The sequence below is a fragment of the Streptomyces sp. NPDC033221 genome (genome assembly GCF_055577005.1).
This window is the reverse complement of the sequence record NZ_JBVIQN010000008.1, coordinates 232,931-255,468: the sequence shown is the minus strand read 5'-3', so window position 1 is coordinate 255,468 and position 22,538 is coordinate 232,931. Positions and strand designations below refer to the sequence as shown.

Here is a 22,538-nt window from a genome sequence, read left to right as displayed (position 1 = left end):
CGGGCGGGCTGATCACTCAGCCCGCCCGGCGCTCCGCCGTCGTATCGGAGTCCCGGGTATCAGCCCTGGTCCTCCAGGTCGCCCTCGGTCTCCAGGAACGCCTCCCGGAGCGCCGTCAGCGTCTCCTTGTCCGGCTCGGCCCACATGCCGCGCGACTCCGCCTCCAGGAGGCGTTCCGCGATGCCGTGCAGGGCCCAGGGGTTGGCCTCCTGGAGGAAGGCGCGGTTCTCCGGGTCCAGGACATAGGTCTGGGCCAGCTTGTCGTACATCCAGTCGGCAACGACGCCGGTCGTGGCGTCGTACCCGAACAGATAATCGACCGTCGCGGCGAGTTCGAAGGCGCCCTTGTAGCCGTGGCGGCGCATCGCCTCGATCCAGCGCGGGTTGACGACGCGGGCGCGGAAGACCCGGGAGGTCTCCTCGACCAGCGTGCGGGTGCGGACCGTCTCGGGGCGGGTCGAGTCGCCGATGTACGCCTCGGGCGCGGTGCCCTTGAGCGCGCGGACGGTCGCGACCATGCCGCCGTGGTACTGGAAGTAATCGTCCGAGTCGGCGATGTCGTGCTCGCGGGTGTCGGTGTTCTTCGCCGCCACCGCGATCCGCTTGTACGCGGTCTCCATCTCCTCGCGCGCCGGGCAGCCCTCCAGCCCGCGCCCGTACGCGTAGCCGCCCCACACCGTGTAGACCTCGGCGAGGTCGGCGTCCGTACGCCAGTCGCGCGAGTCGATGAGCTGGAGCAGGCCCGCGCCGTACGTGCCGGGGCGGGAGCCGAAGATACGGGTGGTGGCGCGCCGCTCGTCGCCGTGCGCGGCCAGGTCGGCCTGGGCGTGGGCCCGGACGAAGTTGACGTCGGCGGGCTCGTCCAGGGACGCGGCGAGCCGTACGGCGTCGTCCAGCAGGCCGATGACGTGCGGGAACGCGTCGCGGAAGAAGCCGGAGATACGCAGCGTCACATCGACGCGCGGGCGGCCCAGTTCGTCGGCCGGGATCGGCTCCAGGCCGGTCACGCGGCGCGAGGCGTCGTCCCAGACGGGCCGGATGCCGAGCAGCGCCATCGCCTCGGCCACGTCGTCACCGGAGGTACGCATCGCACTCGTACCCCACAGGGACAGACCAACCGAGGTGGGCCAGTCGCCGTGGTCGGCGCGGTAGCGCTCCAGGAGCGAGTCGGCGAGCGCCTGGCCGGTCTCCCAGGCGAGCTTGCTGGGCACCGCCTTGGGGTCGACCGAGTAGAAGTTGCGGCCGGTCGGCAGGACGTTGACCAGGCCGCGCAGCGGCGAGCCGGACGGACCGGCCGGGACGAAGCCGCCGGCCAGCGCGTGCACGGCGTGGTCGATCTCGTCGGTGGTGGCGGCCAGGCGCGGTACGACCTCGCGGGCGGCGAAGGCGAGAATCGCCGCCACCGGCTCGCGCTGCGCCTCCGGCAGCTCCGCGGTGACCCGCTCGACGGCGGCCAGGTCCCATTCCGCGTCGTCCATGGCCTGCACCAGCCCGCGGGCCTGCTCCTCGACCGCGTCGGCGGTCGTCCGGGTCGCCGCCGACTCGTCCAGGCCCAGCGCCTCGCGCAGCCCCGGCAGCGAGGACGTACCGCCCCAGATCTGCCGGGCACGCAGGATGGCGAGTACGAGGTTGACGCGCGCCTCACCGGCGGGCGCGCCGCCGAGGACGTGCAGCCCGTCACGGATCTGCGCGTCCTTGACCTCGCACAGCCAGCCGTCGACGTGCAGCAGGAAGTCGTCGAAGCCCTCGTCGTCCGGGCGCTCCTCCAGACCGAGGTCGTGGTGCAGCTTCGCGGCCTGGATCAGGGTCCAGATCTGCGCGCGGATGGCGGGCAGCTTCGCCGGGTCCATGGCGGAGATCGCCGCGTACTCGTCGAGCAGCTGCTCCAGGCGCGCGATGTCGCCGTACGACTCGGCACGGGCCATCGGCGGCACGAGGTGGTCGACCAGCGTGGCGTGCACCCGGCGCTTGGCCTGGGTGCCCTCGCCCGGGTCGTTGACCAGGAACGGGTAGATCAGCGGCAGGTCGCCGAGGGCCGCGTCCGGGCCGCAGGCGGCGGACAGGCCGGCGTTCTTGCCGGGCAGCCACTCCAGGTTGCCGTGCTTGCCCAGGTGCACCATGGCGTCGGCGCCGAAGCCGCCGTCCTCCTGGGAGGCGGCGATCCAGCGGTAAGCGGCCAGGTAGTGGTGCGACGGCGGCAGATCGGGGTCGTGGTAGATCGCGATCGGGTTCTCGCCGAAGCCGCGCGGCGGCTGGATGAGGATGAGCAGATTGCCGCGGCGCAGGGCCGCCAGCACGATGTCGCCGTCCGGGTTCCGGCTCCGGTCCACGAACATCTCGCCGGGCGGCGGGCCCCAGTGCTCCTCGACCTGCTCGCGCAGCTCCTGCGGCAGCGTGCCGTACCAGCGCTTGTAATCGGCGGCGGGGATGCGGACGGGGTTGCGGGCGAGCTGCTCCTCGGTGAGCCACTCCTGGTCGTGGCCGCCGGCCTCGATCAGCGCGTAGATCAGCTCGTCACCGACACCGGACTCCAGACCGGGCACGGCCTCGTCACCGAAGTCATACCCCTCCTCCCGAAGCCGCCGCAGCAGCGCAACGGCACTCGCCGGAGTGTCCAGCCCCACCGCGTTGCCGATCCGCGAATGCTTGGTCGGGTACGCGGACAGCACCAGCGCCAGACGTTTGTCGGCGGGCGCGATGTGGCGCAGCCGGGCGTGGCGTACGGCGATGCCGGCGACCCGGGCGGCGCGCTCGGGGTCGGCGACGTACACCGGCAGGCCGTCCTCGTCGGTCTCCTTGAAGGAGAACGGGACGGTGATCAGGCGGCCGTCGAACTCGGGCACCGCGATCTGGCTGGCCGCGTCCAGCGGCGACAGGCCCTCGTCGTTCTCCTCCCAGGCACTGCGCGGCCCGGTCAGGCACAGGGCCTGGAGGATCGGCACGTCCAGCGCGGCCAGCGCGCCCGCGTCCCAGGACTCGTCGTCGCCGCCGGCCGACGCCTCGGCGGGCTTGGTGCCGCCCGCCGCCAGCACGGTCGTCACGATCGCGTCGGCGGCGCGCAGCTCCTCGATCAGCTCCGGCTCGGGCGCCCGCAGCGAAGCGACGAACAGCGGCAACGGCCGCCCGCCGGCCTCCTCGATCCGCTCGCACAGCGACTCGACGAAGCCGGTGTTGCCGCTCATGTGGTGGGCGCGGTAGTAGAGCACGGCGACCAGCGGGCCGGTCGCGGCACCCGTGTCGTCCGTACGGGCCACGACCTCCGCACCGGTACGCGCCTCGGCCGCCAGGTGCTTCGAGCGCTCCAGGTGGCCCCAGGAGGGCGCGGCGGCGGGCGGCTCGAAGCCGTGACCGGTCAGCAGCACGGTGTCGGACAGGAAGCGGGCCAGCTGCTCCAGGTTGGCCGGGCCGCCGTGCGCCAGGTAGGCGTGCGCCTCGGCCGCGATGCCGATGGGGACGGTGGACGCCTCCATGAGCTGGGCGTCCGGTGCCTGTTCGCCGGTGAGCACCACGACCGGCCGGGTCTGGCCGGCCGCGAGGAGCTGGTCCAGCCCCTCCTGCCAGGCGCGCAGCCCGCCCAGCAGACGGACGACGACCAGGTCGGCGCCGTCCAGGAGCGCGGGCAGCTCCGCGAGGTCGAGGCGGGCGGGATTGGCGAGCCGGTACGGCACGGGACCGGCGGCCGCACGGGCGCTGAGCAGGTCGGTGTCGGACGTCGACAGCAGCAGGATCATTGCGGCGTCTGGCCTTCCTCGGGGTCCGCGCCCCGGGCGGTGTTCACGGACGGCGGGAGTTCCTGGCTCGCCCGGCGGTGGCCGGGCTCACAGTGGCGGGACCGCACCGGATTCTCACCGGGCTTCCTCCCTTGGCGCCGTCGATGGCGTCCGGTGGGCCAGCTGACCCACCGACCTGCATAGTAAGGGCTGCGCCCGGATGGCGGGCGGGGACCGCCCGGGCCATCGTCGGTATGCTCGCCGCCATGCCGCCCACCCCCGCGATACCCCCGCATCGGGACGAATCCCTCGTACGGGACAGCGGTGCCGCCTGCGTACGGGACCGCGGCGACGCCTGCCCCGGAGCGCTGCGGCTGCACTCCGCCGCCGACGGCGCCCTGGCCCGACTCCGGCTCCCCGCAGGCCTGCTGACGCCCCCTCAGTGCGAGATGCTGGCCGACGCCGCGGACCGCCACGGCGACGGCCACCTCTCCCTCACCTCCCGCGGCAACGCGGAGCTGCGCGGCCTCGCCGAAGACAGCGCCGCCCCCCTCGCCGACCTGCTGCGCGCCGCCGGCCTGCTCCCCTCCGACCGCCACGAACGCGTACGCAACATCGTCGCCTCCCCCCTCGCCGGACTCGACGGGCAAGGCGCGGACGGCGGCGCCGCCGTCCAGGAATGGGCCCGTGAACTGGACCTTCTCCTGTGCGCCAGCGACACGGCCCCCGCCCTGTCCGGCCGCTTCCTCTTCGCGCTGGACGACGGCCGCGGCGACACGGCCGCGCTCGGCGGCGATGTGACGTTGATCGCAGAACCCGGCGGCACGGCGCTGCTGCACGTCGGCGACGACACCGAGGCACTGCGGCTCCCCGGCCCCGACGCGCCCCGCGCGGCCCTCGCCGCCGCAGAAGCCTTCCTCTCCGTCGCCCAGGAGGCGGGCAACGGCTCCTGGCGCGTACGGGAACTGCCGCCCGGGTACGACGCCGCGGCGGTGCGCGCGTTGCTGCGTACGCGTCTCCAGGAGCCCGATTCGCAGCCGTACCCGACGGCCCCGGTGCCCTCGGCAACAGCACCCGCCCCACCCCGCCCTGGAGTGACCGTCTCCCCCGACGGCACCCACGCCCTCTCCCTCCTCGCGCCCCTCGGCCGCCTCACCACCGCGCAGCTCCGGCAACTGGCCCACGCCGCCTCCGCCGAACTGCGTATGACACCCTGGCGCGGCGTGGTCGTCCCCGGCCTGTCTCCCGAGACGGCCGGAGCCCGGCTGCGCGAACTGGCCACGGCCGGCCTGGTCACCGACCCGGCCTCCCCCTGGTACGGCCTCGGCGCCTGCACCGGCCGCCCCGGCTGCGCCAAAGCCCTGGCCGACGTACGGGCGGACGCGGTGGCCACCCTGCGCGAGGGCGGCACCGGCGGTCCCGAGGCCGGTCCCGGGCTGCTGCCCGTCCACTGGTCGGGCTGCGCCCGCCGCTGCGGCCACCCGCACGGCGAGTGGGTCGATGTCGTGGCCACCGGCGACGCCTACGAGGTGTCCGTACGGGGCACCCGGCACGGAGCGCCCGACGCGACCACCATCCCCCTGACCGACACCGACCGCCTCGCCGACGCCGTCGCGTCGGCCCGCGCGACCGACCGCACAACAACATGACCGAGGGCAACGAAGCACAGTGAGCGAGTTCGACTATGAGAAGGACGGCGCGGAGATCTACCGCCAGTCCTTCGCCACCATCCGCGCCGAGGCGGACCTCGCGCACCTGCCCGACGACGTCAGCAGGGTCGCGGTCCGGATGATCCACGCCTGCGGCATGACCGACCTCGTACGCGACCTGGCGTACTCCCCCGAGGTCGTCGCCCGCGCGAGCGAGGCCCTGCGCGGCGGCGCCCCCATCCTCTGCGACGCGAACATGGTCGCCAGCGGCGTCACCCGCAAGCGGCTCCCCGCCGGCAACGACGTGCTCTGCACCCTCGCCGACCCGTCCGTACCGGACCTGGCCAAGCGCATGGGCACCACCCGCAGCGCCGCCGCCCTCGAACTGTGGCGCGACCGCCTGGACGGCGCGGTGGTCGCCGTCGGCAACGCCCCCACCGCCCTCTTCCGCCTCCTGGAGATGATCGAGGAGGGCGCGCCCCGCCCGGCCGCCGTCATCGGCATCCCGGTCGGCTTCATCGGCGCGGCCGAGTCGAAGGACGCGCTGGCCCAGCACCCCTCGGGCCTGGAACACCTGGTGGTACGCGGGCGGCGCGGCGGCAGCGCCATGGCCGCGGCAGCGATCAACGCGATAGCGAGCGTGGAAGAGTGACCGAGCAGCACACCGCCGGCCGCACAGCCGAGCAGTCCTCCCCTGCCCCAGGACGCCTGTACGGCGTCGGCCTCGGCCCCGGCGACCCGAACCTGATGACCCTGCGCGCCGTCGACGTCATCTCCTCGGCCGACGTGATCGCGTATCACAGCGCCCGCCACGGCCGCTCCATCGCCCGCTCGATCGCCGAGCGCCACATCCGCCCGGACCACCACGAAGAATCCCTGATCTACCCGGTCACCACCGAGACGCCCGACCACCCCGACGGCTACCGAGGCGCTCTCAACGACTTCTACACCGAAGCCGCCGCCCGCCTCGCCGCCCACCTCGACGCGGGCCGCACCGTCGCCGTACTCGCCGAGGGCGACCCCCTCTTCTACGGCTCGTACCAGCACATGCACCAGCGCCTGGCCGACCGCTACGAAACCGAGGTCATCCCCGGCGTCACCTCGGTCAGCGCCGCCGCGGCCCGCCTCGGCAAGCCGCTCTGCGAAGCCGACGAGGTCCTCACCATCCTCCCCGGCACCCTCCCCACCGAGGAACTGACCGCCCGCCTGGCCGCCACCGACGCCGCCGTCGTCATGAAGCTCGGCCGCACCTTCCCCTCCGTACACCAGGCCCTCACCGACTCCGGCCGCCTCCCCGAGGCCGACTACGTCGAACGCGCCACGATGCCGGGCGAACGCACCGCGCCCCTCACCTCCGTCGACCCGGCCACCGTCCCCTACTTCTCGGTGGCCGTCGTCCCCTCCCGCATCGCCACCCCGCCCCCCGCACCTGACAGCGGCTCGGTCGTGGTCGTCGGCACCGGCCCGGCGGGCCCCCTGTGGCTCACCCCCGAATCCCGCGGCGCCCTCGCCTCGGCCACCGACCTCGTCGGCTACACCACCTACCTCGACCGCGTCCCCGTACGCCCCGGCCAGGCCCGCCACGCCTCCGACAACAAGGTCGAGTCCGAACGCGCCGAACTCGCCCTCGACCTGGCCCGCCGCGGCCGCCGGGTCGCGGTCGTCTCCGGCGGCGACCCCGGCATCTTCGCCATGGCCACCGCCGTCCTGGAAGTGGCCGCCCAGGAGCCGTACCGCTCCCTCCCCGTCGACGTCCTCCCCGGCGTCACCGCAGCCAACGCGGCAGCCGCCCGCGCGGGCGCCCCCCTCGGCCACGACTACGCGGTCATCTCCCTCTCCGACCGCCTCAAGCCCTGGGAAGTCATCGCCGACCGCCTCCACGCCGCCGCCTCCGCCGACCTGGCCCTGGCCCTCTACAACCCCGGCTCGCGCACCCGCACCTGGCAGGTCGCCAAGGCCCGCGAACTCCTCCTGGAACACCGGTCCCCCGACACCCCGGTGGTCATGGCCCGCGACGTGGGCGGCCCGACCGAGTCCGTACGCGTAGTGCCGCTGTCCGACCTCGCCCCCGAGGAGGTCGACATGCGCACGATCCTCCTCATCGGCTCGTCGCAGACGGAGTCGGTACGGCGGGACGAGGATGACCGGGAGACGGTGTGGACGCCTCGGAGGTATCCGGAGAGGTAACCGACGGAGCGACGGGCGGGTGCGGGGCACGATCCCCGGCCCGCCCGCCCCTGGACCAGTCCGTATCGAAACCCCCATCTCCCCGCACGGGCACGGGCACCACGAACCCGGCCTCCATCATGAGCGCCGTGGTGCGGTCGATGACCCATTGAGGCTGTCGCTCCGGTCCCGGAGGCTGCGGATAGCGAGGTATGAAGCCGCCGAGCCGGTCACGGCCAGGATTTCCGACGCGGGCAACAGCGCGCGAGCAGGATGTGCCGTACGCATTCCTTTCACGCGCCCACCGCCCTTACCAACAGCCCACGCCGGTCAGCACACTCCGGCACCGTTCGTCCGACTCGTCGAATGTCGTCGCGGTGCAGCCACCCGTCTGCGCCACCCGCTGTTGCTGCCGCAGGCGTACGTCACCGTCCTGGGCCAGCCGCCCCCAGTTGTGCACCAGGCAGATCGCCTTCCGCCATCGCGCCACTGCCCGCATGGCTTCGAGCAGCTCGCAGAACTGCGGCCGCTGAATGTCGATGGCGTGGTCACCGAGGTCGACCCACGTACCGGCCACTTCCCAGCCCCACCGGCCGGCGTGGTTCTGGCAGCCGGTGAGCCGCAGGTCGAGGAGGCTGTGCGACCTTGTCGCACTGCGGTCATAGATGAATGCGAGCGGGGAGGCTGGCCGCCCGCCGGTCCGGAGGGTCTCGTTGCAGGCGGCCGTGGCGCGCGGCGAGGGTGATTTCGTGCCCATGCACCGATTCCAGCGAGGCTGCGGCGAGAGTGGCAGACGACAACCTGTGACACGGGGTTGATCATGCGCAGCACCATCACCGTCACCGGTACCCGCTCCACCGGCCACCACTCGGACCAGTGGTACGAGACGCGCTTCACCGCCTACCTCGCCCCTTTCGCCACCGCCCGCTCCCATTTCTTCATCGGCGGCGCGAAAGGCATCGACTCCCTCGCACTGCTGTGGCTCGCGGCCGACTCCCGCGCCGCCATCACCCTGGCCGTGCCGACGACCGCCGCGCAACAGCCGGAAGAGGCACGACAGGCCGTCGAGCAATGCCGGAGCCGTATCACCGAAGTAGTGGAACTACGGGCTCCCGCACTTCACTCCGCCGCTTACCACGCACGTAACCGATGGATGGTGGACCACAGCGAACTGACCATCGGGTTCCCGCTCGCAGACACGACCCGGCAACCGGAAGAACCGGCACCTGGCAAACTCTCGACTATACGCCTTCCCTCGGCAAACCCCGTCTCATCGTGCCGATTTGAGCTGCCGTACGGGCATCATGTGCCCATGAACGCGCGTGACACCGCCGTCGGCGCCCGCACACTGAAGCGCCTGCGCAAGTCCCGTGGCTGGTCCCTGGCCGATCTGTCCCGAGCCCTCGCCGACACCGGAGCCGAGCTGGGCATACCGCTCGCTGTGCCCACCGTCAGCGTGCAGCGCAGCGTCTCGCGTTGGGAGAACGGCACCAACCCGGTCCACCCCGGCCACCACTACCAACTCCTGCCGGCCCATCTCTACGCACGCGCCGCCGACGGCACCCCGCACCTCGCCCCCGGCAGCGACTTCACCGAACTCCTCACCGCACTGGCCCACCACGGAGAGAGCGACCGCCAACTGGCAGAACTCCGCGCCCTGGTCACCCGCGCGGTGACCGCCATAGACGGCCGCGCCCCCTCACTCCGTCTACGCAATGCCCGCCCCGCTCTCCGCCCTTGGCACGGCGAACACTTCGTGACGGAACTGGACGACCATCTCCTCACCGTGCAGAGCTGATGCACTCCCCGGGCGTCGCGTCGTCCCGGTCAGACCGGCGGCACGTCCAGCGGCACGTCGTATGTCCACTCCTCGCCACCTCGCAAGAACGTGACGTGGACGGCGACGCTCCGCGCATCGGCCGGCAGGGCCGGTTGTGCGGTGAGTGCGCCGTTCGTATGTGAGCCGTCGTCGCTGGTGCCGTACGCCCCGCCCCAGTCGCTGTACTCGTTGCCGAGGTCGTCCTCGGCTTCGAGGATCAGCAGAACGGCACCACCCCCGCCTCCGGAGTCGTCCGGCAACGGCGGAGCGACCGTGTAGCTGATGCCGAACGCGTCGTCCTGACGGGTCACTCCGTGCAGCGTGAGCTCGTGACGGCCGTCCAGCACGCGGACGGTGGCAGTGGTGCGGGGCTTACGGCTCATGGCAGGTCACGCGCTCCCGGGCTTGGGGACCTTGCAGGTGATGTAGCGGTCGGCCGCCGTGTTCGGCTTGGCGCCCTTCAGGAACCAGTAGAACGTGACCTTGTTCCCGGTGGCGATGGTTCCGGAGCCGCCGCCCGTGTACTGGTACTTCTTCATGCTGCCGTGGAAGTTGTACGTGCTGACGGCGGTGTGCGGGCTGTACGGCGGGTTGATCGATTTCCCGTTGACGTACGCGTACGGCATCGAGACGACCACCGGCGACCCGAGGTTCGCGCGGGACGTGTGGGACAGCTTGAATCCCCAGGCCAGCGTGCCTCCGTGGGCACGCTGGAAGGTGACAGTGGACACGGCGTGCTTCCAGGTGCCGGTGCAGAGCTTGTTCGCAGGCGTGCGGACGTGGACGGCCTCGGCGCGCCCCCGGGCCAGGTCCGCGACCTCCGCCGAGTCCTTCGGGACGGGCCGGCTGAGGTACGTGCCGCCGTTGTCGGTGGGTGCCTCCACGGCACCGGCCGGGCCGGCGAGGGTGGTGCCGAGGAGGGCGCCGCACGCCACGGCGGTCGCTGTGACGGTCCTTTTGAGCACGAGTTCTCCCCCTGAACAGGCATGGTGACCACCCCAGCGGCCGGGCCGCTGTCCGGGTGGCATGGCCCCATCAGTCTCGGCCCGCCCGGATCACCGGTACAACGGCCCGCGCGTATGCGTACCGTCAAAAGCGACGCGGCAACAAAGGCAGCCCCGCTGCCACGCGCCAGGTCAGAGGAGTCGTTCCCGAACCCACTCCACCGCCTCCCCAGGCGCCCCCACCACCGGGACGCCGGTCGGTACGGCCGGCCTCCGTACGACCACCACCGGCACCCCCGCCTCCCGCGCCGCCGTCAGTTTCGGGGCCGTGGCCGTCGCGCCGCTGTCCTTGGTCACCAGGACGTCGACGCGGTGGGCCCGGAGCAGGTCTCGTTCGCCTTCGAGGGTGAAGGGGCCGCGGTCGAGGAGGACCTCCATCCGGGGCGGGAACGGTGGCTCGGGGGCGTCCACGGAGCGGACGAGGAACCAGAGGTCGGTGAGGTGGGCGAAGGTGGCGAGGCCCATGCGGCCGGTGGTGAGGAAGACGCGGTGGCCGAGGGCGGGGAGGGCGGCGGCGGCCTCGGGGAGGGAGGCGACCGGGTGCCAGGTGTCGTCCGGGCCGGGGACCCAGCCGGGCCTGCGGAGCGCGAGCAGGGGAACATGGGCGGTGGCGGCCGCCTGTGCCGCGTTGAAACTGATCGTGCCGGCGAAGGGATGGGTGGCGTCGATGAGCGCGTCCACCGCGTGCTCGCGCAGCCAGTGTGCGAGGCCGTCCGGGCCTCCGAACCCGCCGATGCGGACCTCTCCGGCCGGCAGCCGGGGCGCGGCCACCCGGCCGGCGAGGGATGTGGTGACGTGCAGGCCGGGCAGCCGGTCCGCCAGGTCGGCGGCCAGCCGGCGGGCCTCGGTCGTGCCACCGAGGATCAGGATGTGGGGGGCACGGACAAGGGTGGCGGGGTCGGTCATGGCGGGCGGCCTTCTCCATGGCTGAGGCGGGTTCGGAGAGGAACGGTACGGGAGGCTCGGGAAGTGGGGCCGGTGGCCGTACGGCGCAGCTTGCGCATACCGGGCTGCGGCACGGCTGGACGACCGGCGCCTGCGCCACCGCGGCGACGACGGCCGCGTATACGGCGCTGCTGGCCGGGGACTTCCCCGACCCGGTGACGATCACGCTGCCGAAGGGGCAGACGCCCGCGTTCGCGTTGGCTGCCGAGGAGCTGGCGGCGGACGGCGGCAGCGCGATGGCGGCGGTCGTCAAGGACGCGGGCGACGATCCGGATGTGACGCACGGGGCGCTGGTGCGGGCGACGGTGCGGCGCCTTCCGGCGGGCAGCGGGGTGGTGTTCAAGGCCGGGCCGGGGGTCGGTACGGTCACCCGCCCCGGGCTGCCGTTGGACGTCGGGGAGCCGGCGGTCAATCCCGTACCGCGGCAGATGATGCGGGAGCATGTGGCGCAGGTCGCGCAGCGGTACGGGGGCGGCGTCGGTGACGTCGAGATCGAGCTGTCGGTCGATCACGGTGAGGAGATCGCACGGAGTACGTGGAATCCGCGGCTGGGGATTCTGGGTGGGCTGTCGATCCTGGGGACGACCGGGATCGTGGTGCCGTACTCGTGCTCGGCGTGGATCGACTCGATCCGCAGGGGTGTGGACGTGGCGCGCGCCGCCGGGCGTACGCACGTGGCCGGATGCACCGGCTCGACCTCGGAGAAGGTCGTCGTCGCGGAACACGGTCTGCCCGAGGACGCGCTGCTGGACATGGGGGACTTCGCGGGCGCGGTGCTGAAGTACGTACGCCGGCATCCCGTACCCCGGCTGACGGTCTGCGGCGGCTTCGCGAAGCTGTCGAAGCTGGCGGCCGGGCACCTGGACCTGCACTCGGCGCGCTCGCAGGTGGACAAGGGGTTCCTCGCGGAGCTGGCCCGGCAGGGTGGTGCGGACGAGGCGCTGGCGGCCGAGGTCGCCGGGGCCAACACGGGGCTGGGCGCGCTCCAGCTGTGCGCGGCGCGCGGCGTGCCGCTCGGTGACCTGGTCGCCGCGCGGGCCCGCGACGAGGCCCTGGCGGTCCTGCGTGGCGCGCCCGTCGCGGTCGACGTGATCTGCATCGATCGGGCGGGGAACGTGGTGGGGCGGGTCGGGGCCAAGGGGCCGTAGGGCCGGGCCCGAGTGCCGGCGCCCCGGGGGTTACGGCGCCTGGTCGGCGGCCTCGGTGGTCGCAGTGGCCCCATCGGCCTCGGTGGTCTCGGTGACCACCGACCTCCCCGTGCAGTCGCGCTCCCGCTCCGTCGAGTACAGGTGGCTGTCGCGGAACTGCGAAGCGCCCAGCGTGCGGCCGACCATGATGACCGCCGTACGGACCACGCCCGCCGCCTTCATCTGGTCCGCGATGTCGGCGAGGGTGCCGCGCAGGACCAGTTCGTCGGGGCGGGAGGCCATCGCGACGACCGCGGCGGGGCAGTCGGCGCCGTAGTGCGGCAGGAGTTCGCCGACGACCCGGTCCACGTAGCGGGCGGCGAGGTGCAGGACCAGGAGGGCGCCGCTGCGGCCCAGGGTCGCCAGGTCCTCGCCCTCGGGCATGGGGGTGGCCTGCTGGGCGACGCGGGTGAGGATGACGGTCTGGCCGACGGTGGGGACGGTCAGTTCGCGCTTGAGCGCGGCCGCCGCGGCGGCGAACGCCGGCACGCCGGGAACGACCTCGTACGGCACGCCCGCCGCGTCCAGGCGGCGCATCTGCTCGGCGACGGCGCTGAAGACGGACGGGTCGCCGGAGTGCAGGCGGGCGACGTCCTGGCCGGCCTGGTGGGCGCGGACCAGTTCGGCGGTGATCTGGTCGAGGTCCAGCTTGGCGGTGTCGATCAGGCGGGCGCCGGGCGGGCACTCGTCGAGGAGTTCGCGCGGCACCAGGCTGCCCGCGTAGAGGCAGACCTCGCAGCGGGCCAGCGTACGGGCGCCGCGCAGCGTGATCAGGTCGGCGGCGCCCGGGCCGGCGCCGATGAAGTGGACGGTCACTGTGCGTCTCCAGGGGCAGAGGGGGCGTCAGAGGCGAGGGAGGCGGAGGAGGCATTGGAGGCTTCGGCCGGGGCCTTGGTGACCGACCACTGGGTGACCGGCATGGCCTGCCGCCAGCCGGTGAAGCCGCCCACCGGTACGGCGTGCGCGACCGCGAGCCGGACGAGTTCGCCGCCGTGCCGCCGGTACCAGTCGGCGAGCAGCGCCTCGGACTCCAGCGTGACGGTGTTGGCGACCAGCCGGCCGCCCGGGGGCAGCGCCGCCCAGCACGCCTCCAGGAGGCCGGGCGCGGTCAGGCCGCCCCCGATGAACACGGCGTCCGGGGTGGGCAGGCCGACGAGCGCTTCGGGCGCGGGTCCGGTGATCACGCGCAGTGCCGGTACGCCGAGCGCGTCCGCGTTGCGGGTGATGCGTCCGGCCCGTACGGCGTCCCGCTCGACGGCGACGGCGCGGCAGGCCCGGTGCGTACGCATCCACTCGATGCCGATGGAGCCGGAGCCGCCGCCGATGTCCCACAGCAGTTCGCCGGGCGCGGGGGCCAGTGCGGCGAGCGTGGCGGCGCGTACGTGGCGTTTGGTCAGCTGGCCGTCGTGCTCGTACGCGGCGTCGGGCAGGCCGGGGGCGGCGGAGAGCCGGAGGGCTTCCGGGGCGCGGGCGCAGTCCAGGGCGATGACGTTGAGGGGGTCGATGGCGTGCACCGGGTCGCTGCCGTCGGCGGGCGGTGGCGGCCAGTCCGCGGCCGCCGTGGCCTCGGTATGGCGTTCGCGCGGGCCGCCGAGCTGTTCCAGTACGCGCATCCGGGTCGGCCCGAAGCCGCGTTCGCGCAGCAGTTCGGCGACCTCGGCCGGGGTGCCGGCGCCCGCGGAGAGGATGAGGAGACGGCGGCCGTCGTGCAGGGCGCCCGTCAGGCCCGCCAGGGGGCGGCCGACGAGGGTGACGACCTCGGTGTCCTCAACGGGCCAGCCGAGCCGGGCGCACGCGTACGAGACGGAGGACGGGTGCGGCAGCACGCGCGGCGGCGCGGCATCCGCCTCGCCGAGCACTTCGGTGAGCGTCCGCCCGATGCCGTGGAACATCGGATCGCCGCTGGCCAGCACGGACACCTCGCGCCCGGCGTGCGCGGCGAGGAGCCCCGGTACGGCGGGCCGCAGCGGTGACGGCCACGGCACCCGCTCGCCCGCGCACTCGGCGGGCAGCAGGTCGAGCTGCCGCGCGCCGCCGATGAGCGTCCCGGCGCCGCGCAGCGCCTCCTGGGACGCGGCCGGCAGCCCGTCCCAGCCGTCGGCGCCGATGCCCACGACGGTGACGCGGGTGGGTGCGGGGGCCGGTGTACGCGGCGCGGGCGTTACGGGGGCCGGGTCGGGCGGCGGGGCGGGGGTCACTGCCGGTTACCTCATGGCTTCGGGTCGGTTCGCCGTACGGGGCGGCACGACGGGGTCCGGTGGACGCGGAAAGTCAACCGGGACACACACCCGGTCGGGGCGGTTTCAAGAGTAAGAGGCAGGCCCCGGGCGCCTCGTCGGCGGGCTCGTACGGCCGGATGCGCAGGTATCGGCGCAAGCCCTCCCGATCTCGTTTCGCGGCCCCATAATTGGCTACCCCTAGTAATCGTGCTTTCACTGAACGATGCTCTTCGGTGGAAGCGCTACATGGGCACCGAGGGAAGGCGCTGCGAATCATGGACACAGTCGAACGCGCGACGGCGGACGGACAGATCAGGGACGCGGAGGCGGCACGGGACGAGTTGCAGGCCGCACTGGCCGGGGTGGGGGTCACCCTGCCGTCGCTGGGGCTGGACGGCCCGTCGCTGGCGGCCGACGCGCCGCGGCCGCTGGTGGAGCTGGGCCGCTGTGCCCCCGACGTGGCGCGGCGGCTGGCGGCCGCCCTACGACGAACCGGCCGGGACCGGTGACGCCGCGGCAGGCGGCCCGGCCGCGGACCGGGCCGCCGCGCGGCTGACCGCACACACCGCTGTGACCTGCGGTGATGCGCCGCCCGACGGTAATGACAACGGTCACCGGTGCAGCCTTTGGATCTCGCGGCGAAGTGCGGTTTGCTTCCTTGCGCACGTCCTTACGGACGCCCCAGGGAGGAGCGCGCCCCATGACCGAGCACGCCCACGCCACCAATGACGCCACCGCCGACGCGACCGATGTCGCGAGCACCGATGTGACCGCCGGCGGAACCGCCGACGCGACCACCGACGGGGCCGCCGACAACGGGCACCCGCCCACCGCGCAGGCGCCCGCCGCGCACGGGAACAACGAGCACCGGCAGCAACACAGCCATGAGCATGGGCAAGGGCAGAGCCATGGGCACGGCCACGGCCATGGACACGGCCACTCCCATTCCCACTCCCACGCGCTCTCCCCCGACGCCGACCGCCGCTGGCTGCGTGCCGCGCTGACGCTGATCACCGCGTTCATGGCCGTGGAGGTGGTGATCGGGTTCCTCGCGCGCTCCCTGGCGCTGATCTCCGACGCGGCCCACATGCTCACCGACGCCGCCTCGATCGTGCTGGCCCTGGTCGCGATGCGGCTGGCCGCGCGGCCCGCGCGCGGCGGTTACACGTACGGGCTCAAGCGGGCCGAGATCCTGTCCGCGCAGGCCAACGGCATCACGCTGCTCGTACTGTCCCTCTGGCTCGGGTACGAGGCGATCACCCGCCTGGTGTCACCGCCCGAGGTGACCGGCGGCCTGGTCCTGGTCACCGCGCTCGCCGGGGTCGTCGTCAACATCGCGGCCGCCTGGTGCATCTCCAAGGCGAACCGCAGCAGCCTGAACGTCGAGGGCGCCTACCAGCACATCCTCACCGACCTGTTCGGCTTCATCGCCACCGCCGTCGCCGGCGCGGTCGTCCTGACCACCGGCTTCGCGCGGGCCGACGCCATCGCCTCGCTCGTCGTGGTCGTCCTGATGCTGCGGGCCGGCACCGGCCTGGTCCGCGAGTCCGGACGGATCTTCATGGAGGCCGCGCCGAGCGGGGTGGACCCGGACGCGCTGGGGGACCACCTGGTCGAGGTGGACCAGGTCGTGGAGGTCCACGACCTGCACATCTGGGAGATCACGTCCGGCGAACCGGCCCTGTCCGCGCACATCCTGGTCGCGCCGGGCGGCGACTGCCACGCCGTACGCCGCGGCCTGCACGAGCTGCTGAGCCTGAAGTACGGCATCACCCACGCCACCCTCCAGGTCGACCACGTGGGCGAACAGCCACGGCCCGGCGAGGTGCTGCACATAGCGGCAGGGCCGGACGAGGCGGCGCTGGTCCCGCCGCACTGCGAGGACACGCACGGGCCGGTCCACCGGCCGGGGCCGCACGACCACTGAGGGCACCGAGGGGCGGGCAGAGGGGGCAGCCGTCAGAAAGTGATGACCGTCTTCCCCTGAGCGTGCCCCGTACGGCTCGTCTCCAGCGCCTCCGGAGCCTCCTCCAGCGTGGTCTCGTCGCCGAGGATCACCGTCAGCCGTCCCGCGTCGAGCTGTCCGGCGAGGATTTCCAGGAGCTGCGGCGAGGGCCGGTTCTGGAAGTTGAAGCCGCGCAGGTTGTGGTCGGTCAGGGCGTCCGCGTCGGCGGACCCGACGGTGGAGACGGCCGTGCCGCCGTCCCGTACGGTCCGGGTCATCTCGCCGAACGCGGCCGGGCCGCTGACCAGGTCGAGCAGCACGTCCACCCCGTCGGGGTGGGCCGCCAGCACCTGGTCGGCCACCGGGCCCAGCGCATGGTCGACCGTCTCGGCGGCGCCCAGGCTGCGCATCAGGTCCGTCAGGCCCGGCCGCGCGGTGGCGATCACCTCCGCGCCCCGGCCGGCCGCGAGCTGGGTGGCGAAGGTGCCGACGCCGCCGGTGCCGCCGACGATCAGGACCCGCTTGCCCTCGCCGATCCGGGTCTCCTCCACCAGGTTGTACGCGGACGTCCCGGCCGTGGGGACGGCGGCGGACGTCGCGTACGTGACGCTGCGGGCCGCGCCGGCCAGCGCCTTCTCCTGGGCCACCGCGAACTCGCCGTACGAGCCGGCGCCCCGCTCCGGCCGCTGGAACTGGCCGAACACCGAGTCGCCCACCGTGAAGCGGCGCACGCCGGTGCCGATGGCGACCACCTCGCCCGCCCCGTCCGACCCCAGGACGAGGGGGAAGGTGTGCCGGGCCGCGTCCTTGAGGAGACCGTCGGCGATCTTCCAGTCGAGCGGGTTGACCCCGGCGGCGGACATCCGCACCAGGACCTCGCCGGGTCCGGGGTCGGGCTCCGACAGTTCCATGAGCTGGGGCTGTTCGCCGAATGCGGTGACTGCTACGGCCTTCATCGTCGCGTTCCCTTCCGCCCGAACGATCCACGATCCACCCTCCCGACCGATGGCAGGGCAAGGGGCCGCCGTCAACGTGGCGCCGGTCGCGGCCCGCCTTCGGGTGAAACGACGCCAGGTGACGACAGCCCCCAGGATCGTAAGCACGCGAACCGGGAGGTATGCGGCAGGACGAGGGGCGGTGCCCCGGAAGCAACTCGTACGGCCCCCCGCCGAACCGGTGCCGCCCGGTCCCCGCGCCGCACCGCGTTTGTCCCGCGGCCCGGCCGGTTACCCGTCCTCGGTATGAGCGGCAGCAACGGCGGCGCGGACGACGCACACACCATCAAGGCGGGGCGGCGCACGGTCAGGATCAGCCGGCCCGACAAGGTCCTCTTCCCGGACGACGGGCTCACCAAGGCCGGCCTGGCCGAGCACTACAAGGCGGTCGCCCGGCGCGCTGTACCGCATCTGCGCGACCGGCCGCTGATGATGGAACGCCACCCCGACGGCATCGGCGGCAAGCCCCTGATGCAGAAGAACGCGCCCGACTACTTCCCCGACTGGGTACGGCGTTCCGAGCAGTCCAAGGAGGGCGGCACCGTCACCCACGTCGTGTGCGACGACCCGGCGACCCTCGTCTACCTCGCGGACCAGGCCACCGTCACCGTCCACCGCTGGCTCTCCCGCGAGCACCGCCCCGACCACCCCGACCTGCTCATCTTCGACCTCGACCCGTCCGAGGGCGCGGACTTCGAGGACGTACGGTGGGCCGCCCACCGGGTCTGCGAACTGTGGGACGAACTGAAACTGCCCGCCCGCCTGATGACCACCGGCTCGCGCGGCCTGCACGTCATCGCCCCGCTGGACGGCAACTCCGACTTCGACGCGGTGCGCGACTTCGCGCACCTGGCCGCCGAAAGGCTCGCCCGCCGCCACCCGGACCGGCTCACCACCGAGCAGCGCAAGGCCGACCGCAAGGGCCGCGTCTACCTGGACGTACAGCGCAACGCGTACGCGCAGACCGCGGTCGCGCCCTATTCCGTACGGGCCAAGCCGGGCGCGCCGGTGGCGACGCCGATCACCCGCGACGAGCTGGCCGACCCCGAGCTGACGGCGCAGCGGTGGACGGTGGCCACCCTCCCCGACCGACTCGCCGAGGACGACCCGTGGTCCGGGCTGTCCTGGCGCGGACGGTCGGTACGGGCGGCGCGGGAACGGCTGGAGGCGTTGGAGGGGGCGGAGGAGTAGGAGGGGGCGGAGGAGTAGGAGGGGGCGGAGGAGTAGGGCCCGGGGGGGGGAGGGCTGGTGCCGCCCCGCCCGTTTGCCTGCATAAGGCGACCGTCTCCGGGCCGCGGGCTTCAATGGACCAATGATCCGGTTCGAGTCCGTCAGCAAGCGCTACCCCGACGGCACCACGGCCGTGGACGACCTGTCCTTCGAGGTCGCCGAGGGCGAGCTGGTGACGCTGGTCGGACCGTCCGGCTGCGGCAAGACCACGACGATGAAGATGGTCAACCGGCTCATCGACCCGACCGGCGGCCGTATCGTCGTCGAGGACCAGGACATCGCGACGGCCGACCCCGTACGCCTGCGCCGCCGCATCGGCTACGTCATCCAGCAGACCGGCCTCTTCCCGCACCGCACCGTCCTCGACAACACCGCGACCGTCCCGCACCTGCTCGGCTGGCCGCGCAAGAAGGCCCGTGCCCGCGCCGCCGAACTCCTGGAACTGGTGGGCCTGGACCCCGCAGTACACGGGCCGCGCTATCCGGACCAGCTCTCCGGCGGCGAGCGGCAGCGCGTCGGCGTGGCCCGCGCGCTGGCCGCCGATCCGCCCGTCCTGCTGATGGACGAGCCGTTCGGCGCGGTCGACCCGGTCGTCCGCGACCGGCTGCAGAAGGAGTTCCTGCGGCTCCAGGCGTCCCTGCACAAGACGGTGCTGCTGGTCACCCACGACATCGAGGAGGCCATCCGGCTGGGCGACCGGATCGCGGTCTACGGGCAGGGCCGGATCGAGCAGTACGACACTCCGGCGAGCGTGCTGGGCGCGCCGGCCTCCCCGTACGTCGCCGAGTTCGTCGGCAGCGACCGGGCGCTGAAGCAGCTCGCGGTCACCGGTATCGACCCCGGCGACCTGGAGCACCCGCCCTTCGCCCGCCTCGGCGAACCGGCCGACCGGGCGGCGGAACGGCTGCGTGCGGAGGGTGCGCGCTGGGCCGTCGTCCTGGACGAGGAGGGCGGGCTGCACGGGTGGGTGGGTACGGAGGAGGTATCCGGGGCGCGCGGGAACGTTTCGGCGCACGCGCGCCGGATGGAGGCGTGGGTACCGGTCAGCGGCTCGCTGAAGGACGCCTTCAGCGAAATGCTCAAGTACGACGCGGGCTGGATCGCCGTCGTGGACGGCACCCGCTTCCTGGGCGTCCTGACCCCGGCCAAGCTGCACGAGGCGCTGCGGCGCACGATCGGCTCGGACGAGCAGGGGGTGCCGCGGGAGGAGGCGGAGGTGGATTCGGTGCCTACGGACTGAGGGCGAGCTCCAGTTACAGCAGCCCCTTCCCCCGCAGATAGTCCCGCGCCACGTCCTCCGGCAGCCGCCGCCAGCTGTCCACCCGCTGGTTCAGCTCCGCCAGGTCCCGCGTCGTCAGCACGGAGTTGAGCTTGCCGAGCGCCGCCGCGACCCGCGCGCTGCCCGCGCGGGCCCGGTTGACGACCGGAACGACGTAGTCCGCGTTCTGGAGCTTCTTGTCGTCCTCCAGGAAGACCAGCCCGAACTGCTCGACCGTCGCGTCGGTGCTGGTGGTCAGCACCATCTGGTCCTGCCCGTTCTGCACGGCCTGCTTGGCGGGCGTGGTGCCCACCCCCTTCGGGTCGACGGCCGTGATGTCGATCCCGTACGTACGCTTCAGGCCCGGGGCGCAGAACGGCCGCTGCACGCACTCGTCGCCCGCCGCCAGCCGTACCGGCAGCTTGGCGCGCCCCAGGTCGCTGAGCGTCTTCAGGCGGTGCTGCTTCGCGTACGCGGCGGTCACGGCGAACGCGTTCTGGTCGACGGCCCGGCCCGGCGGCAGCACGGTCAGGCCGCGGGGTGTGGCCAGGCCGCGCAGCACCTTCATCGTCGTGCCGAGGTCCGGCGAGGCGACCGGGTCGGCGTCGGCACCCTTGGTCTTGGCGTTCAGCCAGTCGGCGAAGGTCGCCGCGTACTCGGGTACGACGTCGATCTGACCGCTCTCCAGGGACGGCTCGTAGAGTTCCCGGTTGCCGACGGTGAGGATGTCGGTCCCGTACCCGGCTTTGCCGAGCAGTACCGCGTACATCTGAGCCAGCAGCTCGCTCTCGGTGAAACCGGCCGAACCGATCGAGAGGTGCTTGCTGTCGCCGGGCGAGGCGGTGACCTGCCCGCGGTTCTCCAGGGAGGGGCCGGAGGCGCAGCCGGTGAGTACGAGCGCCAGCAGCGCGCCCAGGCGAAGCCTCCGGCGCGCACGCCGGAGCCCGGCCGCCGGTACACCACCCCGCGCGATCGCCGATACGCCACCCCGCCCGGCCGCCGGTACGCCGCCTCGCCCGCTCACCGCGTCCTCCCCCGCGCCCACGCCGGCCCCAGCCGCTGGGCCACCTCGAACACCGCCTCCATCAGCAGCGCGAACACCGCCACGATCACCGCCCCCGCGACCACCTGCGGCGTACTCGCCAGGTTGAACCCGGCGGTGATGATCCGGCCGAGCCCGCCCCCGCCGACCAGCGCGGCCAGCGTCGCCGTGGCGACCAGCTGCACCGCGGCGATCCGTACCCCGGTCAGCACCAGCGGCAGCGCCAGCGGCACCTCCACCCGCCACACCAGCTGCCCGCCGGACATCCCCATCCCGCGGGCCGCCTCCACCACGTCCCGGTCCACCGCCCGCATCCCGACGTACGCGTTGGTCAGCAGCGGCGGCAGCGCGAACAGCACCAGCGCGATGAACGTCGGCCAGTCCCCGTGCCGCCCGAGCGGAGTGAGCAGGAGCAGCACCAGCACCGCGAAGGTGGGCACGGCACGACCGACGTTCGCGAGGTTGACGGCCAGCGCGCCGCCGCGGCCGAGGTGCCCGAGGGTGACGGCGACAGGCAGCGCGATCAGGCAGGCGGCGAGCAGACAGCCGACGGTCAGCAGCAGGTGTTCCGTGAGGCGGTGCCAGATGCCGTTCTCACCGGCCCAATGAGCGCCCGTACCCAGCCAGTCCCAGACCTTCCCGATCGTCTTCACGCGCGCCGCCACGGAGTCAGCAGCCGCTCCAGCCCGAGCAGCAGCAGGTCGAAGGCGACCGCGATGACGACGCACAGCACGGACGCCGTCAGCACCTGCGCCTTGAAGAACGAGTTCATGCCCGCGTAGATCAGATTGCCCAGGCCGCCGTGGCCGACGATCGCCCCGATCGTCGTCAGCGCGACGGCGGAGACGGTGGCGATCCGCAGCCCCGCCATCGCTGCGGGCACCGCCAGCGGCAGCTCCACGGCCAGCAACTGCCGCAACGGCCCGTACCCCATACCGCGCGCCGCCTCCTTCGCCTCCTCCGGTACGCCCGCCAGGCCCGCCAGGATGTTCCGTACGAGCAGGGTGAGCGAGTACAGCGCCAGCCCCACGATGACGAGGGTGCCGGACAGCCCGTACAGCGGCAGCAGCAGCGAGAACATCGCGAGCGACGGAACCGTGTAGAGCACGGTGGTGACGCCCAGCACCGGCCCCACCGTCCACCGCCACCGGCGCGCGATCAGCGCCAGCGGCAGCGCGATCACCAGGCCGAGCAGCACGGAAACCACGGTGAGGTGCAGGTGCTGGAGCACCGCGTCGAGGAGGATGTGGCGGCGGGTGGCGAGGTAGTCACCACAGATCCAGTCGTTGCGGGCCAGGCAGTCGTCCGGAGGGGCGGTCACTGTAGAAGTGCACCGCGGTGGGGGGCGGGTGTCCTGCCGGGTGGGCCG

20 protein-coding genes and 1 riboswitch are annotated in these 22,538 nt (G+C 73.2%); of the genes, 9 read left to right on the top strand and 11 right to left on the bottom strand.

Going from position 1 to position 22,538, the window contains the following annotated elements:
• Positions 1-59: 59 nt before the first annotated feature.
• On the bottom strand, positions 60-3,731 hold the full coding sequence (cobN, locus tag ACZ53K_RS13575; RefSeq protein WP_468835072.1) for a cobaltochelatase subunit CobN: 3,672 nt from the start codon (positions 3,729-3,731) through the stop codon (positions 60-62).
• 38 nt (positions 3,732-3,769) lie between these two features.
• A riboswitch (cobalamin riboswitch) is annotated at positions 3,770-3,917 on the bottom strand.
• Positions 3,918-3,964: 47 nt separating this feature from the next.
• Here cobN and cobG point away from each other — a divergent pair.
• The 3 genes from cobG to ACZ53K_RS13560 are packed head-to-tail and all read left to right on the top strand — an operon-like array spanning position 3,965 to position 7,546.
• Positions 3,965-5,359 carry a precorrin-3B synthase gene (gene cobG / locus ACZ53K_RS13570; RefSeq protein ID WP_468835069.1) on the top strand — a complete coding sequence of 465 codons (1,395 nt, stop codon included), beginning with the start codon at positions 3,965-3,967 and terminating at the stop codon, positions 5,357-5,359.
• A 19-nt stretch (positions 5,360-5,378) separates the two neighbouring features.
• A complete protein-coding gene (locus ACZ53K_RS13565) occupies positions 5,379-6,011 on the top strand; it encodes a precorrin-8X methylmutase (RefSeq protein WP_468835066.1) in 633 nt (210 codons plus the stop codon).
• The gene (locus tag ACZ53K_RS13560) at positions 6,008-7,546 is read left to right on the top strand and encodes a precorrin-2 C(20)-methyltransferase (protein ID WP_468835064.1); all 1,539 of its coding nucleotides are present in this window, start codon (positions 6,008-6,010) and stop codon (positions 7,544-7,546) included. The genes ACZ53K_RS13565 and ACZ53K_RS13560 overlap by 4 nt, the downstream gene beginning before the upstream one ends.
• A 289-nt stretch (positions 7,547-7,835) precedes the next feature.
• Here ACZ53K_RS13560 and ACZ53K_RS13555 read toward each other — a convergent pair whose 3' ends face one another.
• On the bottom strand, positions 7,836-8,282 hold the full coding sequence (locus ACZ53K_RS13555) for a recombinase family protein (protein ID WP_468835061.1): 447 nt from the start codon (positions 8,280-8,282) through the stop codon (positions 7,836-7,838).
• A 63-nt stretch (positions 8,283-8,345) separates the two neighbouring features.
• Between ACZ53K_RS13555 and ACZ53K_RS13550 the strand changes: the two genes are divergently transcribed.
• Positions 8,346-9,323 (top strand): helix-turn-helix domain-containing protein, encoded by a 978-nt coding sequence (locus tag ACZ53K_RS13550; protein ID WP_468835059.1) that lies wholly within the window; start codon positions 8,346-8,348, stop codon positions 9,321-9,323.
• A gap of 29 nt (positions 9,324-9,352) precedes the next feature.
• On the opposite strand, the gene ACZ53K_RS13545 is transcribed toward ACZ53K_RS13550, so the two are convergent.
• From ACZ53K_RS13545 to ACZ53K_RS13535, 3 genes are all read right to left on the bottom strand, one after another.
• A complete protein-coding gene (locus ACZ53K_RS13545) occupies positions 9,353-9,727 on the bottom strand; it encodes a hypothetical protein (RefSeq protein WP_468835056.1) in 375 nt (124 codons plus the stop codon).
• A gap of 6 nt (positions 9,728-9,733) precedes the next feature.
• A complete protein-coding gene (locus tag ACZ53K_RS13540) occupies positions 9,734-10,309 on the bottom strand; it encodes a hypothetical protein (RefSeq protein WP_468835053.1) in 576 nt (191 codons plus the stop codon).
• Between the two features lie 171 nt (positions 10,310-10,480).
• The gene (locus ACZ53K_RS13535) at positions 10,481-11,254 is read right to left on the bottom strand and encodes a cobalt-precorrin-6A reductase (RefSeq protein WP_468835050.1); all 774 of its coding nucleotides are present in this window, start codon (positions 11,252-11,254) and stop codon (positions 10,481-10,483) included.
• A 17-nt stretch (positions 11,255-11,271) separates the two neighbouring features.
• On the opposite strand from ACZ53K_RS13535, the gene ACZ53K_RS13530 reads away from it, so the two are divergent.
• Positions 11,272-12,441 carry a cobalt-precorrin-5B (C(1))-methyltransferase gene (locus ACZ53K_RS13530; RefSeq protein WP_468835047.1) on the top strand — a complete coding sequence of 390 codons (1,170 nt, stop codon included), beginning with the start codon at positions 11,272-11,274 and terminating at the stop codon, positions 12,439-12,441.
• 30 nt (positions 12,442-12,471) lie between these two features.
• Here the strand turns inward: ACZ53K_RS13530 and cobM are convergent, their stop codons facing one another.
• Together cobM and cbiE are read right to left on the bottom strand one after the other, a co-directional pair.
• The gene (gene cobM, locus ACZ53K_RS13525) at positions 12,472-13,296 is read right to left on the bottom strand and encodes a precorrin-4 C(11)-methyltransferase (RefSeq protein WP_468835045.1); all 825 of its coding nucleotides are present in this window, start codon (positions 13,294-13,296) and stop codon (positions 12,472-12,474) included.
• Complete coding sequence (cbiE, locus tag ACZ53K_RS13520) at positions 13,293-14,678, bottom strand: precorrin-6y C5,15-methyltransferase (decarboxylating) subunit CbiE (RefSeq protein ID WP_468835042.1); 1,386 nt, start codon at positions 14,676-14,678, stop codon at positions 13,293-13,295. Before cbiE ends, cobM begins: the two co-directional genes overlap by 4 nt.
• A 296-nt stretch (positions 14,679-14,974) precedes the next feature.
• On the opposite strand from cbiE, the gene ACZ53K_RS13515 reads away from it, so the two are divergent.
• Together ACZ53K_RS13515 and ACZ53K_RS13510 are read left to right on the top strand one after the other, a co-directional pair.
• Positions 14,975-15,208, top strand: a complete 234-nt coding sequence (locus ACZ53K_RS13515; RefSeq protein WP_468835040.1) for a hypothetical protein — start codon at positions 14,975-14,977, stop codon at positions 15,206-15,208.
• A gap of 191 nt (positions 15,209-15,399) precedes the next feature.
• The gene (locus ACZ53K_RS13510; RefSeq protein WP_468835037.1) at positions 15,400-16,626 is read left to right on the top strand and encodes a cation diffusion facilitator family transporter; all 1,227 of its coding nucleotides are present in this window, start codon (positions 15,400-15,402) and stop codon (positions 16,624-16,626) included.
• A gap of 32 nt (positions 16,627-16,658) precedes the next feature.
• On the opposite strand, the gene ACZ53K_RS13505 is transcribed toward ACZ53K_RS13510, so the two are convergent.
• Positions 16,659-17,600: an NADP-dependent oxidoreductase gene (locus ACZ53K_RS13505; RefSeq protein WP_468835034.1), complete on the bottom strand. Its 942-nt coding sequence runs from the start codon at positions 17,598-17,600 to the stop codon at positions 16,659-16,661.
• A 285-nt stretch (positions 17,601-17,885) separates the two neighbouring features.
• On the opposite strand from ACZ53K_RS13505, the gene ligD reads away from it, so the two are divergent.
• Both ligD and ACZ53K_RS13495 read left to right on the top strand, forming a co-directional pair.
• The gene (ligD, locus tag ACZ53K_RS13500) at positions 17,886-18,830 is read left to right on the top strand and encodes a non-homologous end-joining DNA ligase (protein ID WP_468835031.1); all 945 of its coding nucleotides are present in this window, start codon (positions 17,886-17,888) and stop codon (positions 18,828-18,830) included.
• 121 nt (positions 18,831-18,951) lie between these two features.
• The gene (locus ACZ53K_RS13495; RefSeq protein WP_468835028.1) at positions 18,952-20,109 is read left to right on the top strand and encodes an ABC transporter ATP-binding protein; all 1,158 of its coding nucleotides are present in this window, start codon (positions 18,952-18,954) and stop codon (positions 20,107-20,109) included.
• Between the two features lie 13 nt (positions 20,110-20,122).
• On the opposite strand, the gene ACZ53K_RS13490 is transcribed toward ACZ53K_RS13495, so the two are convergent.
• The 3 genes from ACZ53K_RS13490 to ACZ53K_RS13480 all read right to left on the bottom strand — a co-directional run bounded on the left by ACZ53K_RS13490 (position 20,123) and on the right by ACZ53K_RS13480 (position 22,490).
• Complete coding sequence (locus ACZ53K_RS13490) at positions 20,123-21,043, bottom strand: ABC transporter substrate-binding protein (protein WP_468835262.1); 921 nt, start codon at positions 21,041-21,043, stop codon at positions 20,123-20,125.
• Between the two features lie 104 nt (positions 21,044-21,147).
• A complete protein-coding gene (locus ACZ53K_RS13485; RefSeq protein WP_468835025.1) occupies positions 21,148-21,822 on the bottom strand; it encodes an ABC transporter permease in 675 nt (224 codons plus the stop codon).
• Complete coding sequence (locus ACZ53K_RS13480) at positions 21,819-22,490, bottom strand: ABC transporter permease (RefSeq protein ID WP_468835022.1); 672 nt, start codon at positions 22,488-22,490, stop codon at positions 21,819-21,821. Before ACZ53K_RS13480 ends, ACZ53K_RS13485 begins: the two co-directional genes overlap by 4 nt.
• Positions 22,491-22,538: the final 48 nt, after the last annotated feature.